Annotated in this window: 24 protein-coding genes; 5 read left to right on the top strand and 19 right to left on the bottom strand. The window is 70.6% G+C overall.

Annotated elements, in window-relative coordinates; translation table 11 throughout:
- The first annotated feature begins 42 nt into the window (after nucleotides 1–42).
- Complete coding sequence (locus tag AAW14_RS02535) at nucleotides 43–1,191, top strand: TDT family transporter (protein WP_265559357.1); 1,149 nt, start codon at nucleotides 43–45, stop codon at nucleotides 1,189–1,191.
- On the opposite strand, the gene AAW14_RS02530 is transcribed toward AAW14_RS02535, so the two are convergent.
- Together AAW14_RS02530 and AAW14_RS02525 are read right to left on the bottom strand one after the other, a co-directional pair.
- Nucleotides 1,118–1,837 (bottom strand): helical backbone metal receptor, encoded by a 720-nt coding sequence (locus tag AAW14_RS02530; RefSeq protein ID WP_265559873.1) that lies wholly within the window; start codon nucleotides 1,835–1,837, stop codon nucleotides 1,118–1,120. The genes AAW14_RS02535 and AAW14_RS02530 overlap by 74 nt on opposite strands.
- Nucleotides 1,838–1,948: 111 nt before the next feature.
- On the bottom strand, nucleotides 1,949–2,524 hold the full coding sequence (locus tag AAW14_RS02525; protein ID WP_265559355.1) for a helix-turn-helix domain-containing protein: 576 nt from the start codon (nucleotides 2,522–2,524) through the stop codon (nucleotides 1,949–1,951).
- 949 nt (nucleotides 2,525–3,473) lie between these two features.
- Between AAW14_RS02525 and AAW14_RS02520 the strand changes: the two genes are divergently transcribed.
- Together AAW14_RS02520 and AAW14_RS02515 are read left to right on the top strand one after the other, a co-directional pair.
- Nucleotides 3,474–4,403 carry a 5'-3' exonuclease gene (locus AAW14_RS02520; protein ID WP_265559871.1) on the top strand — a complete coding sequence of 310 codons (930 nt, stop codon included), beginning with the start codon at nucleotides 3,474–3,476 and terminating at the stop codon, nucleotides 4,401–4,403.
- Nucleotides 4,404–4,529: 126 nt separating this feature from the next.
- Nucleotides 4,530–5,372, top strand: coding sequence for a siderophore-interacting protein (locus AAW14_RS02515; RefSeq protein WP_265559353.1), 843 nt, complete (start codon nucleotides 4,530–4,532; stop codon nucleotides 5,370–5,372).
- A 52-nt stretch (nucleotides 5,373–5,424) separates the two neighbouring features.
- Here AAW14_RS02515 and AAW14_RS02510 read toward each other — a convergent pair whose 3' ends face one another.
- From AAW14_RS02510 to AAW14_RS02500, 3 genes are all read right to left on the bottom strand, one after another.
- Nucleotides 5,425–6,201 (bottom strand): ABC transporter permease, encoded by a 777-nt coding sequence (locus AAW14_RS02510; RefSeq protein ID WP_265559351.1) that lies wholly within the window; start codon nucleotides 6,199–6,201, stop codon nucleotides 5,425–5,427.
- Entirely contained in the window at nucleotides 6,198–7,211 is a 1,014-nt protein-coding gene (locus AAW14_RS02505) for an ATP-binding cassette domain-containing protein (protein WP_265559349.1), read from the bottom strand. The genes AAW14_RS02510 and AAW14_RS02505 overlap by 4 nt, the downstream gene beginning before the upstream one ends.
- A 228-nt stretch (nucleotides 7,212–7,439) precedes the next feature.
- Nucleotides 7,440–8,090, bottom strand: a complete 651-nt coding sequence (locus AAW14_RS02500; protein ID WP_265559347.1) for a PadR family transcriptional regulator — start codon at nucleotides 8,088–8,090, stop codon at nucleotides 7,440–7,442.
- 266 nt (nucleotides 8,091–8,356) lie between these two features.
- Between AAW14_RS02500 and AAW14_RS02495 the strand changes: the two genes are divergently transcribed.
- Nucleotides 8,357–8,719: a DUF5335 family protein gene (locus AAW14_RS02495; RefSeq protein ID WP_265559345.1), complete on the top strand. Its 363-nt coding sequence runs from the start codon at nucleotides 8,357–8,359 to the stop codon at nucleotides 8,717–8,719.
- A 61-nt stretch (nucleotides 8,720–8,780) separates the two neighbouring features.
- Nucleotides 8,781–9,722: an RluA family pseudouridine synthase gene (locus AAW14_RS02490; RefSeq protein ID WP_265559343.1), complete on the top strand. Its 942-nt coding sequence runs from the start codon at nucleotides 8,781–8,783 to the stop codon at nucleotides 9,720–9,722.
- 52 nt (nucleotides 9,723–9,774) lie between these two features.
- Here the strand turns inward: AAW14_RS02490 and AAW14_RS02485 are convergent, their stop codons facing one another.
- The 14 genes from AAW14_RS02485 to AAW14_RS02420 all read right to left on the bottom strand — a co-directional run bounded on the left by AAW14_RS02485 (nucleotide 9,775) and on the right by AAW14_RS02420 (nucleotide 23,607).
- Nucleotides 9,775–11,292: a cytochrome P450 gene (locus AAW14_RS02485; RefSeq protein ID WP_416223241.1), complete on the bottom strand. Its 1,518-nt coding sequence runs from the start codon at nucleotides 11,290–11,292 to the stop codon at nucleotides 9,775–9,777.
- A 95-nt stretch (nucleotides 11,293–11,387) separates the two neighbouring features.
- The gene (locus AAW14_RS02480; protein WP_265559342.1) at nucleotides 11,388–12,008 is read right to left on the bottom strand and encodes a GTP-binding protein; all 621 of its coding nucleotides are present in this window, start codon (nucleotides 12,006–12,008) and stop codon (nucleotides 11,388–11,390) included.
- On the bottom strand, nucleotides 11,989–12,405 hold the full coding sequence (locus tag AAW14_RS02475; RefSeq protein ID WP_265559340.1) for a DUF742 domain-containing protein: 417 nt from the start codon (nucleotides 12,403–12,405) through the stop codon (nucleotides 11,989–11,991). Before AAW14_RS02475 ends, AAW14_RS02480 begins: the two co-directional genes overlap by 20 nt.
- A complete protein-coding gene (locus AAW14_RS02470; RefSeq protein ID WP_265559338.1) occupies nucleotides 12,402–12,809 on the bottom strand; it encodes a roadblock/LC7 domain-containing protein in 408 nt (135 codons plus the stop codon). Before AAW14_RS02470 ends, AAW14_RS02475 begins: the two co-directional genes overlap by 4 nt.
- Complete coding sequence (locus AAW14_RS02465) at nucleotides 12,806–14,428, bottom strand: ATP-binding protein (RefSeq protein WP_265559336.1); 1,623 nt, start codon at nucleotides 14,426–14,428, stop codon at nucleotides 12,806–12,808. The genes AAW14_RS02470 and AAW14_RS02465 overlap by 4 nt, the downstream gene beginning before the upstream one ends.
- 460 nt (nucleotides 14,429–14,888) lie before the next feature.
- The gene (locus AAW14_RS02460) at nucleotides 14,889–17,741 is read right to left on the bottom strand and encodes a DEAD/DEAH box helicase (protein WP_265559868.1); all 2,853 of its coding nucleotides are present in this window, start codon (nucleotides 17,739–17,741) and stop codon (nucleotides 14,889–14,891) included.
- A 92-nt stretch (nucleotides 17,742–17,833) separates the two neighbouring features.
- Complete coding sequence (gene tatC, locus AAW14_RS02455) at nucleotides 17,834–18,784, bottom strand: twin-arginine translocase subunit TatC (protein ID WP_265559333.1); 951 nt, start codon at nucleotides 18,782–18,784, stop codon at nucleotides 17,834–17,836.
- 48 nt (nucleotides 18,785–18,832) lie between these two features.
- On the bottom strand, nucleotides 18,833–19,114 hold the full coding sequence (tatA, locus tag AAW14_RS02450) for a Sec-independent protein translocase subunit TatA (protein ID WP_265559330.1): 282 nt from the start codon (nucleotides 19,112–19,114) through the stop codon (nucleotides 18,833–18,835).
- 307 nt (nucleotides 19,115–19,421) lie between these two features.
- Nucleotides 19,422–19,616, bottom strand: a complete 195-nt coding sequence (locus AAW14_RS02445) for a hypothetical protein (protein ID WP_265559328.1) — start codon at nucleotides 19,614–19,616, stop codon at nucleotides 19,422–19,424.
- Nucleotides 19,617–19,626: 10 nt separating this feature from the next.
- Nucleotides 19,627–19,953 carry a hypothetical protein gene (locus AAW14_RS02440; protein ID WP_416223240.1) on the bottom strand — a complete coding sequence of 109 codons (327 nt, stop codon included), beginning with the start codon at nucleotides 19,951–19,953 and terminating at the stop codon, nucleotides 19,627–19,629.
- Nucleotides 19,954–19,964: 11 nt separating this feature from the next.
- Complete coding sequence (locus AAW14_RS02435) at nucleotides 19,965–20,993, bottom strand: helix-turn-helix transcriptional regulator (protein ID WP_265559326.1); 1,029 nt, start codon at nucleotides 20,991–20,993, stop codon at nucleotides 19,965–19,967.
- Nucleotides 20,994–21,010: 17 nt separating this feature from the next.
- Nucleotides 21,011–22,036: a helix-turn-helix transcriptional regulator gene (locus AAW14_RS02430; protein ID WP_265559324.1), complete on the bottom strand. Its 1,026-nt coding sequence runs from the start codon at nucleotides 22,034–22,036 to the stop codon at nucleotides 21,011–21,013.
- A gap of 124 nt (nucleotides 22,037–22,160) precedes the next feature.
- Nucleotides 22,161–22,532 (bottom strand): FKBP-type peptidyl-prolyl cis-trans isomerase, encoded by a 372-nt coding sequence (locus tag AAW14_RS02425; RefSeq protein WP_265559323.1) that lies wholly within the window; start codon nucleotides 22,530–22,532, stop codon nucleotides 22,161–22,163.
- Between the two features lie 70 nt (nucleotides 22,533–22,602).
- The gene (locus AAW14_RS02420) at nucleotides 22,603–23,607 is read right to left on the bottom strand and encodes an FKBP-type peptidyl-prolyl cis-trans isomerase (protein WP_265559321.1); all 1,005 of its coding nucleotides are present in this window, start codon (nucleotides 23,605–23,607) and stop codon (nucleotides 22,603–22,605) included.
- Nucleotides 23,608–23,686: the final 79 nt, after the last annotated feature.

The raw sequence follows: 23,686 nt of genomic DNA, 5'->3' as shown, positions 1-23,686 counted from the left end.
ACTCCCTGGTGGGAACGGCGCCCCCGCGGAAGCGTGCTTTCCATGGTCATCGCAGCCCAGCCCCTCGCACGCGCCGCCCGCCCACGGCGTGCCCCCGTCGTCCGCCACCTCGGCCCGAACTGGTACGCCTCCGTGATGGGCACCGCGATCGTGGCGACGGCCGGCGCCGGTCTGCCCGGCGCCGGGCACATACCCGGGCTGCGTACCGTCTGCGCGGCCGTCTGGGCGCTCTCGGCGGCTGCTCTCGCGGTCCTTCTCGGCGCTCGCGCCCTGCACTGGATCCACCATCGCGACCAGGCCCGCGCCCATCTCCTCGACCCCGCCGTGGCCCCCTTCTACGGCTGCCTCGCCATGGCCCTGCTGGCCGTGGGCGGCGGCGCCCTGGCCGTGGGCCGGGACTGGACCGGTACGGGCCCGGCCGTCGTCCTGGACGCCGTCCTCTTCACCGCCGGCACCGTCGTGGGACTCGTCGCCGCCGTCGGGGTGCCGTATCTGATGATCGCCTCGCACCGCATCGAGCTGGGCGAGGCCACCCCCGTCTGGCTGCTGCCGCTGGTCGCCCCCATGGTCTCGGCAGCCCAGGGCCCGCTGCTGGTCCCGCATCTGCCCGCCGGCCAGCCGCGGGAGAGCCTGCTGCTCGCCTGCTCCGCAATGTTCGGGATCTCGCTGCTTGCCACACTCGTGACGCTGCCGCTGATCCTGGCCCGACTGATCACCGCGGGCCCGCTGCCGCTCGCCCTCACCCCGACCCTGTTCCTGGTCCTCGGCCCCCTGGGCCAGTCCACCACCGCCGTCGGCACGTCCGCGAGCGTCGTACCGGCCCCGTACGCCCGGGGCTACGGCGTTCTCGCGGTGCTCTACGGCGTGCCGGTGCTGGGGTTCGCCCTGCTGTGGCTGGCGCTCGCCGCGGCACTGGTGGTGCGCGCCCGGCGGCGGGGGATGGGGTTCACGATGGCCTGGTGGGCGTTCACCTTCCCGGTGGGCACCTGTGTCACCGGTGCGGAGGCGCTGGCCCGACGGACCGGGCTCGTGGTCCTCGCCGGGCTCGCGGTTCTCCTGTACGCGCTGCTCGTCGCCGCCTGGGCCGTTGCCGCCGCCCGCACGGGCCGGGGGGTCCTCAGTGGCGACCTGCTCGCAGCGCCTCGGCGAGGACGCGCGGAGCCTCGGTCAACGACGGCCCGTACCAGGTGAGGTGGCGTCCTGCGACCAGTGCGCACGGTGTGTCCCCGAATGCCTCCGGGCCGTCCTCGGCGGTGAAGCGGTACGGCTCGTCGGGCAGCACCACGAGGTCGGGGGCCGCCGCGCGCAGCTCGTCCAGGGGGATGCGCGGATAGCGCTCCGTGTGCGCCGCGTACAGGTTGTCTACGCCGAGCCGGGCCAGCACGTCCCCGGCGAAGGTGTCCCGGCCCAGCACCATCCAGGGCCGTCGCCAGACGGGGACGACGGCCGTCGTGCGACGCTCCGCCACCGGCAGGCCGGACCACGCGGCGCGGGCCTCGTCCAGCCAGCGCGGCGGGGAGGGGGCCCCGCACACGGCCACGACCCGCTCCAGTTCGCGGAAGGCCTCCGGGACGTTCCGCACCTCGGTGACCAGGACCTCGAGGCCCGCCTCGCGCAGGGCGGCGAGATCCGGCTCGCGGTTCTCCTCCTCGTTGGCGAGCACCAGGTCGGGGGCGAGCCGGACGATCCGCTCGACCCTGGGGTTCTTGGTGCCGCCGATCCGGACGACGTCGAGGTCTGCCGGGTGGCTGCACCAGTCGGTGACGCCGACCAGCGCGCCCGGCACCGACACGGCGACGGCCTCGGTCAGCGACGGCACGAGGGAGACCAGCCGCATCACGACGGCCGTTCCCAGGGGCCGGTCGCGGGACCGGAGTTGTCGGTCATGTCGATCAGTATGCCCGCGCCGCACCCGAAGGGACGCCCCCGAAGGGACGCCCCGAAAGCTTCAGCGCCGGCCCGAGGGGTCCTCGACCGCCTCGATGTGGTCCGCGACCGCGACCACGATCACCCGGGTGTCCGGCTCGGTGGCCCGCCAGCGGTGGCGCACTCCCCCGCTCAGATACAGCGTGTCACCGCGCCCGAGCCGCTGCGCCCGGCCCTCCGCCTCGACCTCGACGGCGCCGTCGACGATGTACATCAACTCGTCGTTGCGGTGCTGGAACTCGCGTCCCTCGTCGTGATCCCCGATGAACTCCATCGCATGCAGCTGATGGTGACCGCGGACCAGAGGGCGCACCCGTGCCTGACCGGGGGGTACCGCCTCGTCGTCCGCGCGCAGGACGTCCACGCTGCACGCCGGGTCGGCCGCCGCGAGCAGTTCGACGGCGGTGGTGCCGAGGGCGTCGGCGATCCGCTCGAGGGAGGGCCGGCTGGGACGCGCCCGCTCGTTCTCGACCTGGCTCAGGAACGGGACCGACAGGCCGCTGCGCTCGGCGACGACGGCAAGGGTGAGCTCCAGCGCCCGGCGCCGCCGCCGGACGGCCGCGCCCACCCGAAGGGGCTGTTCTTTGTGGTCGCCCATCGCTCCGGCTCCCTCCCTCGCTCGTCGGTCCGCTGCCCTGCCCGGCGGGCGTGCCGCCGCATTCCGATGGTTCATCGGTGCACTGCTTCTGTTGAGTTGTCTGCACCCTACGCATGTTCGGCAAACCGTTTCATGCGCCCGTCACATCGGTGTCATATACAAGAGTGGTGAGGGCCACGGTTCGCGCCACCGGACGAGCCGCCCGCCTCCCCCGCGCACGCCGCCCGCAGGTGTGACGAAAGGGGCAGACCAGGGGGCAGGAAACCGGCCTCGGAGCGTGACCCCGATCGGGCGAGGGGTGCCGGGGGCCACGGGGGCCCTCGAGTGCAGGTCGGGCGGTGCGGACGGGCGCGCAGGCGAGCCGGCTGCACCCGGCAGCAGCACAAAAGGGCCCCGAGGCGCCGAAACGGTGTTCGGCACCCCCCGGTCGGCGGAGCGTGGGGACGGGCGTGGTCGTGCGCCCGATCGGGTTGTCCGGATCCTTCCCGTACGCCAGTACGGAGTGCGGCCCGCCCGCGGATTACTGCGGCGTCATCCGCGCCGCCGTTTCCCCTTTCCGCGTGAGCCACGGAGCACCTGGGGCCCCTTCCTGGCCCCGGCCGGTTCTCGTCTCGCTCTCCAGGCTGCCCAGTTCGGCCTCTCCATCCTGAAGCTCTCGATCCCTCTTGTGAGTTGGGGGTAGCGGAAAGGCGCGCTTGGTGAGCCGGTACTCACCGCAGGCCCAGTGCGGCGACCGGAGCACGACGGCGACCGGCCCCTTCCTGGCTCAGGCGCACCGCCTCCGAGCCGCCCAACAAAATGTGGAACTTGCAACAAATCTCGCTCCGGGATGCGCCACCCGCGTCCACACCGGCAAACGCACCCGGCCCGCCTTGCACAAGGCGTTCACGGTGCCGCATGAGGGGGGCCACCCGGCACCGGCGGATCGCTGTCGGTGGCGTACGGCATGATGCGGAAGGTGACCCGACGCCTGATGCTTCTCGACACCGCCTCGCTCTACTTCCGCGCCTACTTCGGCGTCCCGGACTCCGTGCGGGCCCCGGACGGCACCCCCGTGAACGCCGTGCGCGGGCTGCTCGAGTTCATCGACCGCCTGGTCCGCGACCACCACCCGGACGACCTGGTCGCCTGCATGGACGCGGACTGGCGCCCGCACTGGCGCGTCGAACTGATCCCCTCCTACAAGGCGCACCGCGTGGCCGAGGAGCACGAGGCGGGCCCGGACGAAGAGGAGGTGCCGGACACGCTCTCCCCGCAGGTCCCGGTCATCGAGGACGTCCTGGACGCGCTGGGCATCGCGCGCGTGGGCGTCGAGGGATACGAGGCGGACGACGTGATCGGCACGTTCACGGCGCGCGCGGTGGGCCCGGTCGACATCGTCACCGGCGATCGCGACCTGTACCAGCTGGTCGACGACGCGCGCCGGGTCCGGGTGCTGTATCCGCTCAAGGGCGTGGGCACGCTCCAGTTCGCCGACGAGGCGTTCCTGCGCGAGAAGTACGGAGTCGACGGGAGGGGTTACGCGGATCTCGCACTGCTGCGCGGCGACCCGAGCGACGGACTGCCCGGCGTACCCGGCGTCGGCGAGAAGACGGCCGCGAAGCTGCTCGCCGAGTTCGGGGACCTGGCCGGGATCATGGCCGCGGTCGACGATCCGAAGGCGAAACTTTCCCCGGCGCAGCGCAGACGGCTCGAGGAGGCGCGGCCGTACGTCGCCGTCGCGGCCAGGGTCGTACGGGTCGCCGACGACGTACCGCTGCCACAGGTCGACACCGCACTGCCGCACGCGCCGCGCGACCCGGCCGCCCTGGAGGCGCTGGCGACCCACTGGGGGCTGGGCGGGTCGCTGCAGCGACTGATCACCACGCTCGGCGCCTGACGGTCTGCCGACGCAAGGCCGAAACCGCTCCGGCGACGAGTGACCCTCAACTCCTCATGGGATGGGTGTTAACTGTTAGGAGGTGCTAACTTAGGTAAACCTAAGCATGGGAACTGGGAGGCGGTTATGTCAGAGCGCCCGGCAGGCAGGGCCCGCAAGGCGCATTCCGCGCAGGTCATCCGCACGGAGCGGCTGACTCCGCACATGCAGCGTGTGGTGCTGGGCGGTGAGGGTCTGGCCGACTTCGCTGCGGGCACCTGCACCGACCATTATGTGAAGCTGCTCTTTCCGGCCGAGGGCGTCACCTACCCGGAACCCTTCGACTTGCAGCGGATCCGCGAGGAGTTCCCGCGCGACCAGTGGCCGGTGACGCGGACGTACACCGTGCGCGCCTGGGATCCCGAACACCGCGAGCTGACCCTGGACTTCGTGATCCACGGCGACGAGGGCCTCGCCGGACCGTGGGCGGTGCGTGTCCGGCCGGGCGAGACCGTGCGCTTCATGGGCCCCGGTGGCGCCTATGCCCCGGACGCGAGCGCCGACTGGCATCTGCTCGCGGGGGACGAGAGCGCACTGCCCGCGATCGCGGCCGCCTTGGAGGCACTGCCCGACAGCGCCGAGGCCCGCGCCTTCGTGGAGGTGCCCGGGCCCGAGGAGGAGCAGAAGATCGACTCCGATGTGAACGTGGTCTGGCTGCACCGCGGGGACCGGCCGGTCGGTGCGGCGCTGCTCGAGGCGGTGCGGACGCTGGACTTCCCCGAGGGCCGGGTGCACGCGTTCGTGCACGGCGAGGCCGCCTTTGTGAAGGAGCTGCGCCGGCTGCTGCGCGTCGAGCGCCAGATTCCGCGCGAGAACCTCTCGATCTCCGGCTACTGGCGTCTCGGGCACAACGAGGACGGCTGGCAGGCGTCGAAGCGTGAGTGGAACGCGCGCATCGAGGCGGAGCAGGAAGGCGCGTCCGCCGCGTAGGACACGGGAAGCGGCGGCACCCTCGAGGTGCCGCCGCTTCCTCGTGCCGTGCTCACACCGATCGCTGGTACGACCGGAACGTCCGGATCGACAGCCATACCGCGACGACCGCCAGCACCAGCAGCGCTCCGCCCCGGCCGGCCACCACACCCCAGTCGGGATGCTCGGACATCGCCGAACGGCCCGCCACCATCGCCCAGTTGAGCGGATTGAAGTCGGCGATGTGCCGCATCCACGAGGGCATCTGCGACGTTGCCATGAACGCCGAGGACAGGAAGGTGAGCGGGAGCAGCAGGAAGGTGTTGATCCCGATGATCGACTCCCGCTCCCGTACCAGCATGCCCAGCGCATTGGACAGCGCCCCGAAGACGGTGCCGAGCAGCACCGCGGCGATGATCAGTATCGTGACGCCCGCGGCCCCGCCGGGGTAGTCCGCGCCGCCCAGCAGTCCGAGCAGCACGATGATCACCGACTGCAGGGCCGTGGTGAGGGCGTTGTGGACGACGTTGCCGTTCATCAGCGCGGCCCGGCTGACCGGGGTGGTCAGGAAGCGGTTGAGCGTGCCCCGCTGGATCTCGTCGAGCGTACTCATCCCCGCCCACATGTTGGAGCTGAGGGCGCTCATCACGACCACGCCCGGCACGAGGTAGTCCAAGTAGGACGTCGTGCCGAAGCCGCCCAGTTCGACGACCTTCCTGAAGAGACTGCCGAAGAGGAAAAGCCAGATCACCGGCTGGATCAGGGTGACGACCGCGTAGGCGGGCTGGCGCGCGAACACCATGAGCTGACGCTGAGTCATGTACCAGGTCTGGGAGACGGCGGTGCTCATCGGGCACCTCCCGCGAGGGCGAGGACGCCGGTGCCTTCGGCTTCGGCCTCGGAGTAACGGCGGCCCGTGTAACGGAGGTAGACGTCGTCGAGTGAGGGGCGGGCGATGGTGGCGGAGGCGACCCCGACCCCGGCACGCTCCAATGAGCCGAGCAGCACGGGTATGGTGGCCGCCCCGTCGTCGGCGCGGACGCTGATCCGGCGCCCGTCGCACAGCACCTCGTGCACGCCCGGCAGGGAGCCGAGGGCGCCGCGCAGCAGCGTTCGTCCGGCGTCGCCGACCGCCTCGCGCAGTTCCATATGGACGGCGTCGCCGCGCAGTTCGCCCTTCAGGGATTCCGGGGTCCCCTCGACCACGACTCGGCCGCGGTCGACGATCGCGACGCGCTCGGCGAGCCGGTCGGCCTCCTCGAGGTAGTGCGTGGTGAGCAGGATGGTCAGTCCCTCGTCACCGGCGAGGCGGGCTATCTCGTCCCACATTGCGGCGCGTGCCTCCGGGTCGAGTCCGGTGGTGGGCTCGTCGAGGAAGAGCACCTCGGGGCGGTGGACGAGACCGAGCGCCACGTCCAGGCGGCGCCGCATCCCGCCCGAGTAGCCCTTGACCGGGCGCCGCGCGGCGTCGGCGAGCTTGAAGCGCTCCAGCAGCTCGTCGACGCGGCCGTTCAGCGCCGTCCCCCTCAACCCATGGAGCCTGCCCTGGAGTTGGAGGTTCTCACGGCCGGTCGCGACCGGGTCGGCGCCGGAGCTCTGGGCGACGACACCGATCGCACGGCGCACCCGGTCGGGGTGGCGCAGCACATCGTGCCCCGCGACGGTCGCGGTGCCGGAGTCGGGGCGCGCCAGGGTGGTGAGGATCTTGACGGTGGTGGACTTGCCGGCGCCGTTCGGCCCCAACAGGCCGAACACGGTGCCCTGTTCGACGGTGACGTCCATGCCGTTGAGGGCGGTGACGTCCCCGGGATAGGTCTTGGTCAGCTGACGCGCCTCTACTGCGGACGCACGGGTGGTCATGACGACTGCTCTCCTGTGGACAGCGGACGACGGCGGGTCCGCGGTATGCGGACGGCGCCGCCCTCCGGACGAGCGGATGACGACTGATCCGCGTGAAGAGCGCCGGGCTATCCTGGGTGTGCCGCACCTCGATCGCCTGGATGTGCCTCACGGCGGATTCAGCTCGGGGTCGGGGACCCCGGCCCGGCTGCTGCAACAGCCCTGCCGGGGTCCTCTTCTCTACGGCGGCTACGGTCTGTCGAAGTCGCCGCCCTGCAGCTTCCGGTACTCCTGAGGGACCTCCCCCGTCTCGTTGAACGTCCGCCACTCCTCGACCCCGGGGAACGTGCCTGCCGTGATCTCCGCGAGGAAGCCGCGGACCCAGGCGGCCTCCGCCTCGATCATGTGCAGCTTGTACTCGGACTCGATCAGGAAGAGCCGCGGAAGGGCCTCGGAGAGCTTCTCCAGGCCGCCGCGCAGGCTCGCGGCCCGCACCTCGAGGGTGTCGAGCCGCTCCCCCAGCAGACGGGCCACCTCGTCGGGGTGAAGCATGCCCAGCAGGGAGAGCGCCGCCTCGAAGACGGGGTACTCCTGCACCGGGACGGCGAGCAGGTCGGACAGCCACTCCATGGCCTCCACCCGCCCTGCGTCCGTGATGCCGTAGAGCGTGCGCTCGGGGCGGTTGCCCTGCCGCTGCACCTCGGCGACCTCGACGAAGCCGTGCTTCTCCAGGTTCTGGACGACGGTGTACAGGGAGCCGTAGTTGATCTTCAGGCTGGCGTCCTTGCCGCGACGGCGCAGGGTCTGGGCGATCTCGTACGGATGCATCGGCTTCTCGGTGAGCAGCACCATGACCGCGAGCGCCAGCGGGTTGCCCAGCTTCCGACGCTTCGTCGCCATGGCGTGCACCTCGCTCCACACTCCGTCACCGAATATCCGTGAACGAACATATCGCGTTGACGCGAAGCCCGCAATAGACACGATGTATCGCGTCCCGCGAGGTCTCGCAAGAGCCCAGCCCACTGACGGGGCCGGTGTCCGACCGGTTCGTCCCGGTGGGTCAAGCACGGCCGCGCCGCTCGACCTACCGGGCCGAGGCGGCCGGCGAGGGCTGCGACGAACGTCGTAGGGAGAACCGATCCGCACCACCGGAGGGAGACCCGACGATGGCCGACACCGGAACGCTCGACCGGAGGACCTGGCAGACCGCCCTCGACGAGATCACCCAGGAACACGAGGGGGAACTCGTCACCATCGAGATACTGGACCCCGAGATCGGGCACCAGCACGAGGCCGAGCGACTGCCCTTCGCCTACGAGGCCTACGACCCCAAGGACGACGTGGTGGTCGTCGCCGTCGGCGGGCAGTCGTCGCGCTACCCGGTCGTCCTGCGGCACATGGTGCAGAACCCCAGGGAGATCGACGTCGCCCCGAGCGACATCGCCGAGCCGACGATCCGGATCGTCGACAAGGACGGCACCGCCACCCTGATCACCTTCTACCGGGAGCAGTCCGGCACGGGGTCCTGACTGCCGAAGCCGTTGCGCTCCGGGCCCGCGGCGGTCACCGCACCTCGTACGCTTGGCCGTGATGCGACGCAAGACCCGGATCCCGCCCCCTCCCCTCCCCCAGCGCGACGGGGTCGACCCCGTGCGGGTGCGGTTGCCGTTCGGGGAGGGGTGGGCGACCGTGCGGGACCATCTCGTGGCACGGCTCGCGGCCGGGGACGGGACGATCGACGGGATGCTCGAGGCGGGGCTGGTCGTCGGGGCGGACGGGCGGCCCGTCACGCGTGACGCGCCGTACGTACCGGGCATGTACGTGTGGTTCCACCGCGCCCTGCCCGACGAGGTGCGCGTGCCCTACCCGGTCGAGGTGGTCCACCGAGACGAGCACATCGTCGTCGCCGACAAGCCGCACTTCCTCGCCACCACCCCGCGCGGCAGCCATGTCGCCGAGACGGCCCTCGCGCGGCTCCGGCGCGACCTGGGCATCCCGACGCTGACCGCCGCACACCGGCTGGACCGGCTCACCGCCGGGCTCGTGCTGTTCACGGTGCGGCCCGAGGAGCGCGGGACGTACCAGTCGCTGTTCCGCGACAGACGGGTCGGCAAGGAGTACGAGGCCGTCGCCCCGTACGACCCCGAGGTGGCCCTGCCCACCACCGTGCACAGCCGGATCGTGAAGGAACGCGGGGTCATGGCCGCCCGGGAGGTTCCCGGCGAGCCCAACGCAGTCAGCCGCATCGAGCTGCTGGAGCACCGCGCCGGGCGTGGCCGCTACCGACTGTTTCCGCGCACCGGGCAGACGCATCAACTGCGCGTGCACATGGCGACGTTGGGACTACCGATCCTCGGCGATCCGCTCTACCCGGTGGTGACCGCCCCCGTGCCGGCCGGCGACTTCCGGCGCCCGCTCCAACTGCTGGCGCGGGTACTGGAGTTCACCGATCCGGTCACGGGTCGCGCACACCGTTTCGTGAGCGGGCGGGAGCTCCGGTCGTGGTCGTCGTACGACGACTGGTCACCCTGAGCGTGTCCGACCGGTGCGCGCCCGGCGGGAACGGTCAGACCGCGCCGGCGGCTCACTCACCGCGCCACCACCGCACCACCCGCCGCCAAAGACCCGGACGGCGGCGGGGCTCGGCGGCCCGCTCGAACGGTGCCGGACGGGCGGCCGGCTGCGTCGGAGCGGCCGGGGCAGCCGCCGGGTCCGCGGCCCCGTGCGTCGTGATCAGCCACCCGGGGCGCTGCTGCGGCATCGGGCCCAGGGCCGGCTGCTGGGTCACGTCCTGCGGTGGCCTCGGCTCGAACCGCACCGGCAGCTCCACCAGATGCCTTGAGGCGATGGACCCCGTCCAGCGCAGTTCGCCCTCCGCACAGTCGAGTTCGATGTCCGGCAGGCGCATCAGCAGCGCGTCGATGCCGGTGTCGGCGATCGCGCGGCCGATGTCCTGCCCGGGGCACTCGTGCGGGCCGCCGCCGAAGGCGAGGTGGGACCGGTTTCCCTGCATGCTGGCGGACAGGTCGGGCCGCACCCGGGGGTCGACGTTGCCGGGCGCGATGCCCAGCAGCAGGCCGTCGCCCTTGCGGATGCGCCGACCGCCGAGCTCCGTGTCCTGCTTGGCGAAGTAGCCGAGGATGCTGCTGAAGGGCGGCTCGTCCCACAGGGACTGCTCGACCGCCTCGGGCACCGTCATCTGCCCACCGTTGAGCTGGGCCCGGAAGCGCGGATCGGTGAGCACCACGCGCAGCACATTGGCGAGCAGATTGGCGGTCGCCTCGTAGGCCGCGATCAGGACCAGCCGCAGATGCTCCCTGATCTCGTCATCGGTGAGCCCGGCCGGGTGCTTGATGAGGTGGCTGGTGAAATCGTCCTCGGGTTGGGACCGGCGGGACGCGGTGAGCCGGGTCAGGGCGTCCACGATGTACTGGTTGCTGGCGATCGCGGTCTCGGTGCCCTTGAGCATGTCCCGGGCCGCGTGCACGATCCGGTCGTTGTACTCGTCGGGCATGCCGAGGACCTCGCACATCACCGCCATCGGCAGGTGGTCTGCGAACTGGCCGACCAGATCGGCCTGGCCCTCCTCGCAGAACCGGTTGACGAGGGCCTGCGTCGCCCGGTTGATGTACCGGCGCAGACCTCGGTAGTCGATGGTCGAGATGGCGCCGGTGACCGCGCCGCGCAGTCGCAGGTGCTCGTCGCCCTCGGCGTACGAGCAGATGGGCTGCCAGGCGAAGTGCGGCGTCAGCGGGTGGTCGGGCTGGATCTCGCCGGACAGCAGCGGGGCCCAGATGCGGCTGTCCCGGGTGAAGTGCGCGGGGGAACGCACCATGTGCAGGTTCTCGCTGTGACCGAGCACCACCCAGATCGGCACGTCGTCGTGGAGCAGCGCGGGGGCCACGGCCCCGTGTTCGGCACGCATCTTCTCGTACAGGGCTTCCCGGTCCTCCGCCTCGGGACCGTACAGCCGGTGCACCCCGCCGGGGCCGCGGCCGTGGGCCGGGCAGCCGGGCGGCGGGACGGGAGCCGGGTCGTGGGTACCGGCGAGGTTCATGGCGGTGAGGTCCGTGCCGGTCAGGGAGTGGGATTCAGGCGTCACGGTGATCGCTCCGAGAAAAGCTGAGGTGGATCCGGTGTCTGGGCATGAGGGACGGGACAGGGCGGTGGAACGGGTTCGGCGGGGTGCGTGGCCGGTCAGACGCGCGCGCGGGCCGTCGCCAGGGAGTGCAGGAAGCGCATCAGTGTCATCAGGACGTCGCGGCTGGAGGCGCGGCGGCGCGCATCGCACTCCAGGATCGGGATCTCGACGGACAGGTCCAGGGCCGCGCGGAGCTCCTCGACGGGATAACGCGGCGCGTCCGGGAAGGAGTTGACGGCGATGACGAAGGGAACGCCACGCTCCTCCAGTCGGCCGATCACATCGAAGCTGACCTCGAGGCGGCGGGTGTCGAGCAGCACGACCGCGCCGAGCGCGCCCTCGAACAGGCCGTTCCAAAGGAACCAGAAGCGTTCCTGGCCGGGGGTGCCGAACAGGTACAGCACCAGTTGATCGGTGATGCTGATCCGGCCGAAGTCCATGGCCACGGTCGTCGCCGTCTTGCTGTCGGAGCCGTAGTTGTCGTCGACTCCGATGCCCGCCTGGGTCATGGTCTCCTCGGTCGTCAGCGGCCTGATCTCGCTGACGGAACCGACCATGGTCGTCTTGCCGACCCCGAAGCCGCCCACGATCACGATCTTGACCGCGGCCTGAGCCGTGTGCGGCAGGTGGTCCCCGGCCCGTGGACCGGGGACGGTGTCAGAGCTTTTGAAGTCCATGTATCACCGCTTCGAGGAGGGAACGGTCGGGCACCGCCTGCCGGACGACCGGGGCGCGCGCCTGGACCAGTTCGGCCGCCAGCAGGTCGGTGAGCAGGACGGTCACCACACTGAACGGCAGACTGAGATAGGCCGAGATCTCGGCCACGGACAGGGGGGCCCGGCACAGCCGGAGCAGCGCCGACTGCTCCGGGGTGGCCGTGGGCGGGGGATCGGCGCTCGCCACGATCAGGGTGACCAGGTCGATGGGGGCCCGCCCGGTCCCGTCGGCCGCGCCGGTGAGGATGTACAACCGCTCGGGGTTCTTCTCCTCGCCCTGCTTCCCGCCGTCGGAGGTGACGGGCTCCGGCGGGGGCTGCTCCTCTGGTTTGCGCCTTCGGCGTTGCGGAGGAGTCATACGGTCTGCCCGTTGCGCCGCGGCGGACTCGTCAGATGGGAGCCGATGCGCAGGACCAGGTCGCGCATGCGGTTGCTCATCAGACCGGCCTCCGCGACGGTGTCGGCGAGCACCGCGAGATAGGCGTTGGGACCGGCCGCCATCATGTAGAAGTAGCCGCCGTCGATCTCGATGATGACCATGCGCATCCGGCCGTCGCTGTCCGGGATCTCCGCCGCGACCGCCCCGGCCAGGCTCTGCAGTCCGGCGCAGGCCGCGGCGACCCGGTCGGCCGCGTCGGGGTCCCCGCCGTAGCGGGCGATGCGCAGACCGTCGGCGGAGAGGACCACCACCTGGTGGACGCCCGGTACGCCGTCCGCGAGCTCCTTCAGCAACCAGTCGAAGTTGCCGCGCTGCTGGATCATTTGAGGTCCCCCTTGTCGTCGGCCTCGGCGGGAGCCGGCTCGTCGTTCCTGCTGAATGCATGCGCGTCGTCGGCCGGGGGCCCGGCGGAGAAGGCGTTGGGGTCCGGGTCGGCCTTGAGCCCGTTCATGAACGCCTCGACCCACAGGCCGGGGGCGGGCTCCTCCTTCTCCGGTTCGGGTTCGGGTCGCCAGGGGGCGTGCGTCGCGGCTTTCACGGCCCGGGCGGCGGCCTCCGCGTCGGCGGCCTCCGCGATGCGCTGGCTCAGCGGGATCTTCACCCGGCTGCGCCGCTGCGGCAGGCCGCCCGCCGTCCACTCGGTGACCACGGGGACGTCGTCCTCCATGGCGAGCTGCGCCGGGATCCGGGGCCCGGTGGTCGGACGGCGCTTCTTCATCGAGCGGTCGGGGCCCTTGACCCCGTCGTTGTCCAGAGTCGGCACGGAGGTGGCGCCGATGCCGTGGGCGAACCCGGGCGCCGGCTCGGTGGTCAGCATGTCGTTCGGAATGACGAGGATGGCGCGGACACCGCCGTACGCCGACTTCCGCAGCGAGACGTGCATGTTGAACATCGACGACAGGCGCCCGACGACGGCCAGACCGAGGCGCGGCGCCTCGCCGAGCTTCTGGACGTCCACGCCCGCCTGGGCGTCGGCGAGCATCCTCTCGACCTTGGCCCGGCTCTCCTCGCTGAGGCTGATGCCGCCGTCCTCGATCTCGACGGCGATGCCGGTCTGCACCTCGGTGGCGGTGACGTGCACCCGGGTCTGGGGCGGCGAGTAGCGGGTTGCATTGTCGAGGAGTTCGGCCGCGGCGTGGATGATCGGCTCGACGGAGGTGCCCTTGATGTTGACCTTGGCGATGGAGTCCAGGTCGATGCGCCGGTACTCCAGGATGCGGGACATCGCGCCGCGCAGCACGCTGTAGAGGGGTACGGGCTTGGGCCACTGGCGGCCGGGGCGGCCGCCGCCGATGACCGCGATGGAGTCGGCGAGACGCCCGATCAGCGCGGTGCCGTGGTCGATGCGCAGCAGGTCGTCGAAGACCTCGGGGTTGCGCCCGTGGTCCTCCTCCATCTCCCTCAGTTCCTTGGCCTGCTGGTGCACGATCGCCTGGACGCGGCGGGCGATGTTGACGAAGGCGCGCTGCGAGGAGTCGCGCATCGCGATCTCGCGGTCGACGATCTGGAGCAGGGTGCGCAGCAACTGGCGCTGGGGGTGGGGGATTCCGCGGAACTGGGGACTCGCGTCGACGACCGTGCGGATCACCTCGGCAGGGGAGACTCCGCCGCGCAGCACCTCGAGCGTCCTGGGCAGGACCTCCGTGCGGAAGTACTCGAGGTCGTCGTCCTGGGAGGCGATGCGCTGTTCCAGAAGGGCGGTGCGCTGTGCGAAGTCGGCACGCAGCGCGCGGAGGGTGCGGCCACGGCGGGCCGCCATCGACGCGAGGGCCGTCACCAGGATCGTGGCGACGGCTCCGCACCAGCCCACGGCGATCCGGGCGGGCCCCGGCACCACCGCGACGGCGGCCCCCGTCGCCGCTCCCATCAGTATGGCGGGCAGCAACAGCTCGCGCGGGGAGGGAAGTTCACGGCCACCGGGGGGCGATTGAACACTCACCATGTATGCCTCTGAGACGAATCGGCTGGATCTGGGTGCTTGCGGAAGGAAAGCGGGGGTAGGTACCGGATCGAATGAGGAAGCAACTGGATCTTCGGAATTTTTGGGAACAGGCGCGCGAATTCACCTCAACTCGGTGCGCCGCGGGCGAGCTTAGTCCGACCGGATCATCGCTGTGTCATATTCAGCAAGCACCTGAAATCGCCACTGGAGCAGGAGTACGCTCGGCAGCATTTACACACTGCGTCTTTGTTCGAACGCAATGAGTCACGGTGAACGGACGTCCGGAATCGACCGCCCGCACGGGTGAAATCCCTTGAAACACTTATGAAGTGACTACGCGTCAGGAGTCGGCGACAGCGGGCGCGGCGTCCACCGCTGCCTCAGTGAAGACGGCGACCACCCGATGACGCCGGGCAGCGTCGAACCGGCCGACGCCACCCGGGTGCCGGGATTCCCTGTTTCAGCCGACCGACGAGTAGGCCACAACTCCCCGCAACAGGCCGTCCACCGCCTTGCGGGCGTTCTTCGTTACGGTCGAGCCCTCTTCTGCGGGAGCGGCCGCTATCTGGCCGAGGACGTCGATGACCTGCTTGGTCCAGCGCACGAAGTCACCGGCCGGCATCTCCGCCTCGCGCAGGACCTCGTCGAGTCCCTTGCCGCTCGCCCACATGTACGCGGCCCACGCGAAGCCGAGGTCCGGCTCGCGCTGGCCGACACCCTCGGTCTGGGTGATCCGGAACTCCTCCTCCAGGGCGTCCAGCCTGCCCCAGATGCGCACCATCTCGCCCAGCGCGTCCTTCGCCTTGCCGGACGGCAGCTTCGGCGCCATCGCGTCGTCGCCGGCTCGGGCCTCGTACACCAATGCCGAGGCGCAGGCGGCCAGTTCGGCCGGGGCGAGGCCTTCCCACACGCCGGCCCGCAGGCATTCGCTGGCCAGCAGGTCCAGTTCGCCGTACAGCCGCGCGAGGCGCTTGCCGTGTTCCGTCACCTCGTCACCGCGCAGATAGTCCAGCTCGGTGAGCAGCGCAACGATACGGTCGAAGGTGCGGGCGATGGTGTTGGTACGGCCCTCGATACGGCGCTCCAGCTGCGAGGTGTCACGCAGCAGCCGGTGATGGCGCTCGGCCCAACGGGCGTGGTCCTCACGGTCGTTGCACCCATGGCAGGGGTGGGCGCGCAGCGCCGTGCGCAGCCGGGCGATCTCCCGGTCGTCGGCGGCCTCCGACCGCCTCTTGCGGTGCCGCTCCGGCGGGATGTGCCCGGCCTTGGTGCGCAGCGCGGAGGCGAGGTCGCGACGGGACTGCGGCGAGCGCGGGTTGAACGACTTCGGGATGCGCATCCGCTCCAGCGGCTCGACGGGCACCGGAAAGTCCATCGACGCCAGCCGCTTGACCTGCCGCTCGGCGGTGAGAACCAGCGGGCGCGGACCGTCATGGTGTTCGAATCCGCGATGCCCGTTGGAACGGCCGGCGGGCAGACCGGGGTCGAGGACCAGGGCCAGGCCCGCGTACTTCCCGGTCGGGACGTGGATGACGTCACCGGGCTTGAGCTTCTCCAGGGCGACGGCGGCCTCGGCGCGGCGCTGCGCCGCGCCCTGCCGGGCCAGCTGGGTCTCGCGGTCCTTCAGCTCGCGGCGCATCCGGGCGTACTCCTCGAAGTCGCCGAGATGGCAGGTCATGGCCTCCTTGTAACCCTCGAGGCCCTCTTCGTTGCGCTGCACCTGACGCGATATGCCGACGACCGACTTGTCCGCCTGGAACTGGGCGAAGGACGTCTCCAGCAGCTCGCGGGAGCGGTGCCTGCCGAACTGCGCGACCAGGTTGACCGCCATGTTGTACGACGGCTTGAAGCTGGAGCGCAGCGGGTACGTGCGCGTGCCCGCCAGGCCCGCGAGGTGCTCGGGGCTCATGCCGCGCTGCCACAGCACGACCGCGTGCCCCTCGACGTCGATGCCGCGCCGGCCGGCCCGGCCGGTCAGCTGGGTGTACTCGCCGGGAGTGATGTCGGCGTGCTGCTCGCCGTTCCACTTGACGAGCTTCTCCAACACCACGGAGCGCGCGGGCATGTTGATGCCGAGCGCGAGGGTCTCGGTCGCGAACACGGCCTTCACCAGGCCCCGTACGAAGAGCTCCTCGACGACCTCCTTGAACGTCGGCAGCATGCCGGCGTGGTGGGCGGCGATACCGCGCTCCAGGCCTTCCAGCCACTCGTAGTAGCCCAGGACGTGCAGGTCCTCGGCGGGAATGGACGCCGTACGCTCCTCCACGAGGGAGCGCACGTGTTCCCGCTCCTCCTCGTCGTTGAGCCTGAGGCCGGCGTACAGGCACTGCTGGACGGCGGCCTCGCAGGCCGCCCGGCTGAAGATGAACGTGATCGCGGGCAGCAGGCCCTCGGCGTCGAGTCGCTCGATGACCTCGGGCCGGCCCGGTGTCCACACCCGGGAGCGCTGTCTGCGCTCCCGCTCGCGGTCGGCCTCACGCATGGCCCGGCCACGTCTGCGGTCCTGGTACGACGGGCGGCTGGCCTCCATCCGGGCCAGGCGGGTGAGGTCCGGGTTGACGGCCTTCTTGTGGCCCTCGCCCTCCTCGAACAGGTCGTACATCCGGCGGCCGGCCAGAACGTGCTGGAACAGCGGCACGGGCCGGTGCTCGGACACGATCACCTCGGTGTCGCCGCGGACGGTGTCGAGCCAGTCGCCGAACTCCTCCGCGTTCGACACGGTCGCCGACAGTGACACCAGCGTCACGGACTCCGGCAGATGGATGATCACTTCCTCCCAGACGGCGCCGCGGAAACGGTCGGAGAGGTAGTGCACCTCGTCCATGACCACGTAGCCGAGGCCGAGGAGCGTCTGGGAGCCCGCGTACAGCATGTTCCGCAGGACCTCGGTGGTCATCACGACGATCGGGGCTTCGGAGTTGACGCTGTTGTCACCGGTGAGGAGGCCGACCTTGTCCACGCCGTAGCGGCGGCACAGATCGGCGTACTTCTGGTTCGACAGCGCCTTGATGGGTGTCGTGTAGAAGCACTTCCTGCCCTGTCCGAGGGCGAGGTGGACGGCGAATTCGCCGACGATCGTCTTGCCGGAGCCGGTGGGCGCGGCCACCAGCACGCCCTTGCCCGCCTCGAGCGCCTGGCAGGCCTCGATCTGGAAGGGGTCGAGGCCGAAGTCGTACATCTCGCGGAAGGAGTCGAGCGCGGTGGCCTGCTCGGCAGCGCGCTGGCGGGCTGCCGCGTACCGCTCGGCCGGTGAGAGGTCCTCTGTCATCGTGCTTTCGAGCGTACCGGGACCCACTGACAACGGGACGATCATTAACCGGATCACGAGGACGACGGTGTGCCCCGCCGATGTCCTCGGTGGGGCACACCGCCGTTGTCAGGGCGCCTCGGGGTGTGTCCGGGGACTCACGTCACGTCGTCGTAACCGTTGACCCGGTCCTCGCCCGAGCCGTTCTCCGGGAGCGCGCGGGAGGCGGGAACCGCTTCCACCTCGCCGATGGCCTCGGGTGTGAGGTCCAGGTCGGAGGCCTCGTCGTCGCCCGGGCCCATGGCCGCCCGCTGGCGCCTGCGCTTGTCGTTCATCAGCGCGAAGACCACCGCTCCGAAGTACAGCACCCAGATCGGTACCGCGAGCGCCAGCATCGTCAGAGGGTCGGTGCTGGGCGTGGCGAAGGCGGCGAAGATCGTGATGCCGAGGATCATGCCGCGCCACCAGCCGAGCATGCGCTTGCCGGACAGCACGCCCGTCAGGTTGAGCATGATCAGCAGCAGCGGAAGCTCGAAGGAGAGACCGAAGACGATCACCATGCGCGTGACGAGATTGAGCAGGTCGTCCAGCGGCAGCAGGTTGTCGACGCCGTGCGGCGTGAAGTCGATCAGGACCTTCGCGGTGGTGGGCAGCACCTTGTATGCGAAGAAGGCGCCGCTGAGGAAGAGCGGGACGCCGGTGCCGACGAACGCGTAGGCGTACTTCTTCTCGCTCCTGTGCAGGCCGGGGGCGACGAAGGCCCACAGCTGGTACAGCCACACCGGCGTGGCCAGCACGACGCCGGCCATCAGGGACACCTTCAGCGCGAGCGTGAACGGCGCGAGCAGTCCGTTGATCGTGATCCGCGCGCAGGTCGCGCCCTTGGGCTGCTTCGCAAGTTCGGCGAAGCTGGTGGGGCAGCCGACCGAGCTGAGCACCGGCTTGGTGAAGAAGTTGATGATGTCGTTGTAGAAGAAGGCAGCGACGACCGTGACGGCGAGAATCGCCAGCATCGCTTTCGCGAGCCGGTTGCGTAGCTCACGAAGGTGATCCGCGAGCGGCATCCGCCCCTCGGGATCCTTCTCCTTCTTGCGGGCAGGCTTGAGCAACCCACATCCTCATCTCGTGCAGTGGACCGGGAGTCTCCGGTCCGTGCGTCAGCGCTGGGTCGTGTCCGTCGGCTCGTTGACCGGCCGGGAGCTGGCCACATCGCCGGGCGAGGCCTGGATCGTGCGCTGGGCCGGGGACTGCTCGTCGTTCGGCGGGCCGGCCGGCGTGGACGGCTTGCCGTCATCCTTCATCGCCTTGGCCTCGCTCTTCAGGATACGGGCGGACTTGCCGAGAGAGCGCGCCATGTCCGGAAGCTTCTTCGCGCCGAACAGCAGGACGATGACGACGAGGATGAGAATGATCTCGGGAGCTCCGAGCCTTCCGAACATAAGTCTTTACCTTCTCACCGAGGCGGCATGGGGTGGGGATGCTGTCCGATTCAGTCGGACATGTGTCCGGCTACCGTGCAGCGATCGTAACGCTCAGGGATGAACGCGGGGCAATCCCTGTGCGTACTCCCGCGCTGCGGACCGCGCCTCGTTCTCCGGGCCGCGATCAGCAGGGTACCTGTCCGCGGAGGCAAGTAGACAGGGCGAAGTACCTCATTGCGCCCCCTCCCGGGCGACTCCTGTCGCAGGCACCTGCCGTCCTGACTCGGATGAGACCGTCGGCCCGGCCCCGGCGCGGGGAAGCGGCTCATATCCGCTCGGCGGCCTGCGCGGCGCCCACGGTCGCCCGCTCCAGGTCCGCCGCGGCGCGGTTGATACGGCGAGCGGATTCCGACACCTGCCGCCCAAGACGCTCGGCCTCCAGGAAGACCCGGACGGCGAGCACACCCAGAACCACGAGCCCGAGGAACCCCAGGGCGATCGCGAGCATCGGCCAGAACATGACGCCGAGCCTAGAGGGTCGAGTGCAGACGCAGGGTCCGCACCCCGCCCCCGGTGAGGAGCTCGACGATGCGCTCCCCCGCCGGCTTGCGGACGGACGCACCGCACTCGGGGCACGTGAAGGAGTAGAAGGTGGTCTTGCTGGTGGCGCCGATCGCCAGCCGCAGCGCGCTCGCACCCAGTTCGAAACGGGCCCTGCAGTCCGGGCAGCCGGCTCTGAACACCACGTCGGCCACCCGTCTCATACCGGCGAAGGCCGTCCGCACCGACATCTCCGCGACCCCGGGCGCCTGCTCCACACCGGTCAGCGCACCCGGCTGCTCCGAGGCACCAGACATCGTAGAACCGCTCACAGCCCCTGCTCCCGCCTGTCGTACGGCCCGTCCTCGACCCTGTCCGGTCCGTCGTACGCCGCCAGCGCCTCACGGGCCGCCCGGCGGGCACTGTCCGCGAGGTCCGGCGGCGACACGATCCGGCCGTCGTGCCCGAGCCGCAGCGCCAGCCGGCGCAGCGACGCCGGATCCGGGGTCCGAAGGGTGATACGCAGCCCGCCGTCCGGCAGCTCATCCGCGCTGTCGTGCGGGTAGTACTCGGCGACCCAGCGCCCGCCCGGGCCGACCTCCACGACCACCTCGGGGTCCTCCGCGGCGGGCTGGACCAGCCCTTCCGAAAGGTCCCGCAGCTCGACCTCCGGAGGCTCCGACGGCTCGTCCAGGATCTTGATCTCGGCGACCCGGTCGAGCCGGAAGGTACGGCGCGCCTCCGAGCGGCGGCACCACGCCTCCACATAGGTGTGACCGACGGAGACCAGCCGGATCGGGTCGATCTCGCGCTCGGTGACCTCGTCACGGGCCGGCGAGTAGTAGCGGATCCACAGACGGCGGCGCTCCGAGATGGCCCGGTCGACGTCCGCGAAGACACCGCCCTCGGACTCGAAGGTCACCGAGAGGCGGGAGCTGGCGCCCGCGGCCTCGCCGGCCGCGTTCTCCACCTTGGCCGTGGCGCGCAGCAGCGCCTGCCGGTCGCTCTCGCGCAGACCCGGCAGGGTGGCGACCGCCCGCGCGGCCACCAGCAGCGCGGTGGCCTCGTCGGCCGCCAGGCGCAGCGGCTCGGCCGCATCCTCCCCGAGGGCGGCCGGGTTGTGCCACCAGATGTGCTCGCCGTCGGTGTCGATGTCGAGCAGGTCACCGCCGCGGAAGCTGGTGCCGCACATCGGCAGCACGTCGAGGTCAGAGACCAACTCGTCCTCGGTGATCCCGAACGCCCGCGCGACGTCCTCCACGCGCGCGCCCGGGCGCTCCCGCAGATACGTCACCAGGGAGAGCATCCGCCGGGTCTGGTCGATGGCGTTCGCGGGCCTGGCCGGTTTGCCTGCCACTGTCCTACGTCTCCCCCTCAGCCCTTGGCCACGGCACGCAGCCGGTCCACCACGTCGGCCCGCAGCTCCGCGGGCTCCAGGACCACCACGTCGGGCCCGAACTCGACCAGCCACGCGTCCAGGCCGTGCCCGTACGGAATCTCCAACTCGTCCCAGCCGTCACCGAGTTCCCGTACGGCGGTGGCCTTCGCCCGAAGGGGATAGCCCGCGCCCGTGCGCAGCCGGATCCGGGCCGAACGGTCGGTGATCTCCCCCGCCCAGCCGGCGACGGTCTCGCGGACGGTGACCACGTCGGGCACCTCGGCGGTGAAGCTGCCGCCGCGGCTGCGTACCTTGCCGGTGATCCGGGACAGCCGGAACACACGCTCCGCGCCCCGGTCCCGGTCCCAGCCGGCCAGATACCAGTGGCCACGCCAGCACTCCAGCGCCCAGGGCTCGACATGGCGCGGCTCGGGACGGGCGGCGGTGGCCTTGCGGTAGTCGAAGACGACGGGGCGGCGGTCGCGGCAGGCCAGCATCAGCGGCTCGAAGGCGGCCTCGTGCACGGGGATGCGCGGCTCCAGCGCGCCATGGACCTCGTACGGGTCCACGTCCTCGGGCAGGCCCGCGGCGCGCAGCTTCTGCAGGGCACCGCTCGCGGCGCCGGCGAGACGGGCCTGCTGCCACACTTTGGCGGCCAGCCCGAGGGCGGCGGCCTCCTCGGCGTCGAGGGTGATGGGCGGAAGGCGGTTGCTGTCACGGCGGGCGAGATAGCCGACCTCGCCGTCCAGGTTCTCCACCGTCTCGATGACCAGGCCCAGCTCACGCAGGTCGTCCTTGTCCCGCTCGAACATGCGGTTGAAGGAGTCGTCGGACCCGGCCGCGGCCTTCTCCGGCCCGGAGGCCGCGCCTCTTCCCGGCCCAAAGGCCGCGCCTCTTCCCGGCCCAAAGGCCTCGACGTAAGCCTCGATGGACTCCCGCAGCTCGCGCTTGCTGAGCGGCCGTCGCGTCCCGAGCAGACACAGCGCCAGGTTCATCAGCCGCTCGGCCTTGGCAATGGCCATCGACGCCCTTCGCCTTCCCTATATTGCTTACGGTCGACGACCGTACCGCTCGCACGGGTCGCGGCAAAAGCCGAGGGCCCATGCCCTGACAGGCATGGGCCCCAGCTGATCGTTTCCGGTCGGATCAGACGGCTACCAGGTCGCAGACGAAGATCAGCGTCTCACCGGGCTTGATACGGCCGCCGGCGCCACGGTCGCCGTAGGCCAGGTGCGGAGGAATGATCAGCTGGCGGCGGCCGCCGACCTTCATGCCCTGCACACCCTTGTCCCAACCCGGGATGACCTGGCCCACGCCGAGCTGGAACCTCAGCGGCGTACCGCGGTTCCAGGAAGCGTCGAACTCCTCACCCGAGGAGAAAGACACGCCCACGTAGTGGACGGCGACGGTGTCGCCCGCCTTGGCCGCCGGGCCGTCGCCCTCCCAGATGTCCTTGATCTCGAGGTCGGCCGGGGGCTCGCCGCCCGGGAAGTCGATCTCGGGCTTCTCGATGCTCACGTCAAAAGCTCCTGGTTGTTCTTGTCGAGGCCATTGCGGCACCACCGACACTCTCACATCCCCGCGGGGGTTACATCTTCGCCAGGATGTCCACGGAGAAGACCAGTGTGGAGTCCTTCTTGATGTCGCTGCCCTGGGGCGGGTTGTTGCCGTAACCAAGCTGCGGCGGGACCACGATGAGCACCCGGCTGCCCACCTTCTTGCCCGTCAGGCCCTCGGCCCAGCCCTTGACGACCTGCTGCAGCGAGAACGACGCGAGCTGACCGCGGCTGTACGTGGAGTCGAACTCCTTGCCGGTGTCCCACAGCACGCCCTTGTACTGCACCAGAACGCTGCTGTTCGCGGCGACCTTGTCCCCGTCACCCTCGATCACGTAGTCCGCGACCAGGCCCGTCGGAGGCTTCGCCTTCGGCACCTGGATCGACGGAGCCTTGCCGTCGGTGTTGGTGCCGACCTTCGGCAGATCGGCGTTGTTCTGCGGAACGACCTTGCCCTTGGCGGAGCTCTTGGAGTTGAACGTGTTCTGGATGTCCACCACGAACACCAGTGTGTCGGTGCCCTTGATGCCCCCCTGCGGGTTGCCCTGCGAGCCATAACCCCAGGCCGGGGGCACGGCCATCTCCACGCGGCTGCCGGCCTTCTTCCCCTGGAGGGCATACCGCCAGCCGTCGATGATGCCGCCCCGGGACAGCTGGATCACCAGCGGAGTCTTGCGGTCGTAGGAGTTGTCGAAGACCTTCCCCGTCGCCCAGATCTGGCCCAGGTAGTTCGCCTGGACGTAGTCGTTCTCCGCGACCGTCTGGCCGTTGCCCGCGATCACCGTCTTCACCGCCAGGTCCTTCGACGGGGAACCGGTGCCCTTGGCCACCGTCGGCTTCTCGCCGAACCCGGTGCCCGCGGTGATCGGAGGCAACGGCCCCGAGACGATCTTCGGCGGAGGTACGGCGGAGGTGGCCGGAGCCGCCGGAGAGGAACTCGTGCCGGACACGCCCTTCCCGGACTTGTTCTCGCCACAGGCGGCGAGCGTGACCAGTCCGGCGGGCACGGCGGCAAGAAGAAGAGAGCGTCGGCGCACGATGGAGCCTCGTATCGGTCGATCTTGATGGATGACGTGCGCGCAACTCTACGGCGTGGGACGGGCGCCGTACGGGAAA

The sequence above is a fragment of the Streptomyces hygroscopicus genome (assembly GCF_026168105.1).
Lineage (GTDB): Bacteria > Actinomycetota > Actinomycetes > Streptomycetales > Streptomycetaceae > Streptomyces > Streptomyces hygroscopicus_D.
This window is presented reverse-complemented; position numbering and strand designations above follow the sequence as displayed.

What these genes read in the sequence shown, in the direction of transcription:
- AAW14_RS02535 (WP_265559357.1), top strand. Translation starts at nt 43, where the DNA reads ATGGTCATCGCAGCCCAGCCCCTCGCACGCGCCGCCCGCCCACGGCGT.
- AAW14_RS02530 (WP_265559873.1), bottom strand. Translation starts at nt 1,837, where the DNA reads ATGCGGCTGGTCTCCCTCGTGCCGTCGCTGACCGAGGCCGTCGCCGTG.
- AAW14_RS02525 (WP_265559355.1), bottom strand. Translation starts at nt 2,524, where the DNA reads ATGGGCGACCACAAAGAACAGCCCCTTCGGGTGGGCGCGGCCGTCCGG.
- AAW14_RS02520 (WP_265559871.1), top strand. Translation starts at nt 3,474, where the DNA reads ATGCGGAAGGTGACCCGACGCCTGATGCTTCTCGACACCGCCTCGCTC.
- AAW14_RS02515 (WP_265559353.1), top strand. Translation starts at nt 4,530, where the DNA reads ATGTCAGAGCGCCCGGCAGGCAGGGCCCGCAAGGCGCATTCCGCGCAG.
- AAW14_RS02510 (WP_265559351.1), bottom strand. Translation starts at nt 6,201, where the DNA reads ATGAGCACCGCCGTCTCCCAGACCTGGTACATGACTCAGCGTCAGCTC.
- AAW14_RS02505 (WP_265559349.1), bottom strand. Translation starts at nt 7,211, where the DNA reads ATGACCACCCGTGCGTCCGCAGTAGAGGCGCGTCAGCTGACCAAGACC.
- AAW14_RS02500 (WP_265559347.1), bottom strand. Translation starts at nt 8,090, where the DNA reads ATGGCGACGAAGCGTCGGAAGCTGGGCAACCCGCTGGCGCTCGCGGTC.
- AAW14_RS02495 (WP_265559345.1), top strand. Translation starts at nt 8,357, where the DNA reads ATGGCCGACACCGGAACGCTCGACCGGAGGACCTGGCAGACCGCCCTC.
- AAW14_RS02490 (WP_265559343.1), top strand. Translation starts at nt 8,781, where the DNA reads ATGCGACGCAAGACCCGGATCCCGCCCCCTCCCCTCCCCCAGCGCGAC.
- AAW14_RS02480 (WP_265559342.1), bottom strand. Translation starts at nt 12,008, where the DNA reads ATGGACTTCAAAAGCTCTGACACCGTCCCCGGTCCACGGGCCGGGGAC.
- AAW14_RS02475 (WP_265559340.1), bottom strand. Translation starts at nt 12,405, where the DNA reads ATGACTCCTCCGCAACGCCGAAGGCGCAAACCAGAGGAGCAGCCCCCG.
- AAW14_RS02470 (WP_265559338.1), bottom strand. Translation starts at nt 12,809, where the DNA reads ATGATCCAGCAGCGCGGCAACTTCGACTGGTTGCTGAAGGAGCTCGCG.
- AAW14_RS02465 (WP_265559336.1), bottom strand. Translation starts at nt 14,428, where the DNA reads ATGGTGAGTGTTCAATCGCCCCCCGGTGGCCGTGAACTTCCCTCCCCG.
- AAW14_RS02460 (WP_265559868.1), bottom strand. Translation starts at nt 17,741, where the DNA reads ATGATCGTCCCGTTGTCAGTGGGTCCCGGTACGCTCGAAAGCACGATG.
- tatA (WP_265559330.1), bottom strand. Translation starts at nt 19,114, where the DNA reads ATGTTCGGAAGGCTCGGAGCTCCCGAGATCATTCTCATCCTCGTCGTC.
- AAW14_RS02445 (WP_265559328.1), bottom strand. Translation starts at nt 19,616, where the DNA reads ATGTTCTGGCCGATGCTCGCGATCGCCCTGGGGTTCCTCGGGCTCGTG.
- AAW14_RS02440 (WP_416223240.1), bottom strand. Translation starts at nt 19,953, where the DNA reads ATGTCTGGTGCCTCGGAGCAGCCGGGTGCGCTGACCGGTGTGGAGCAG.
- AAW14_RS02430 (WP_265559324.1), bottom strand. Translation starts at nt 22,036, where the DNA reads ATGGCCATTGCCAAGGCCGAGCGGCTGATGAACCTGGCGCTGTGTCTG.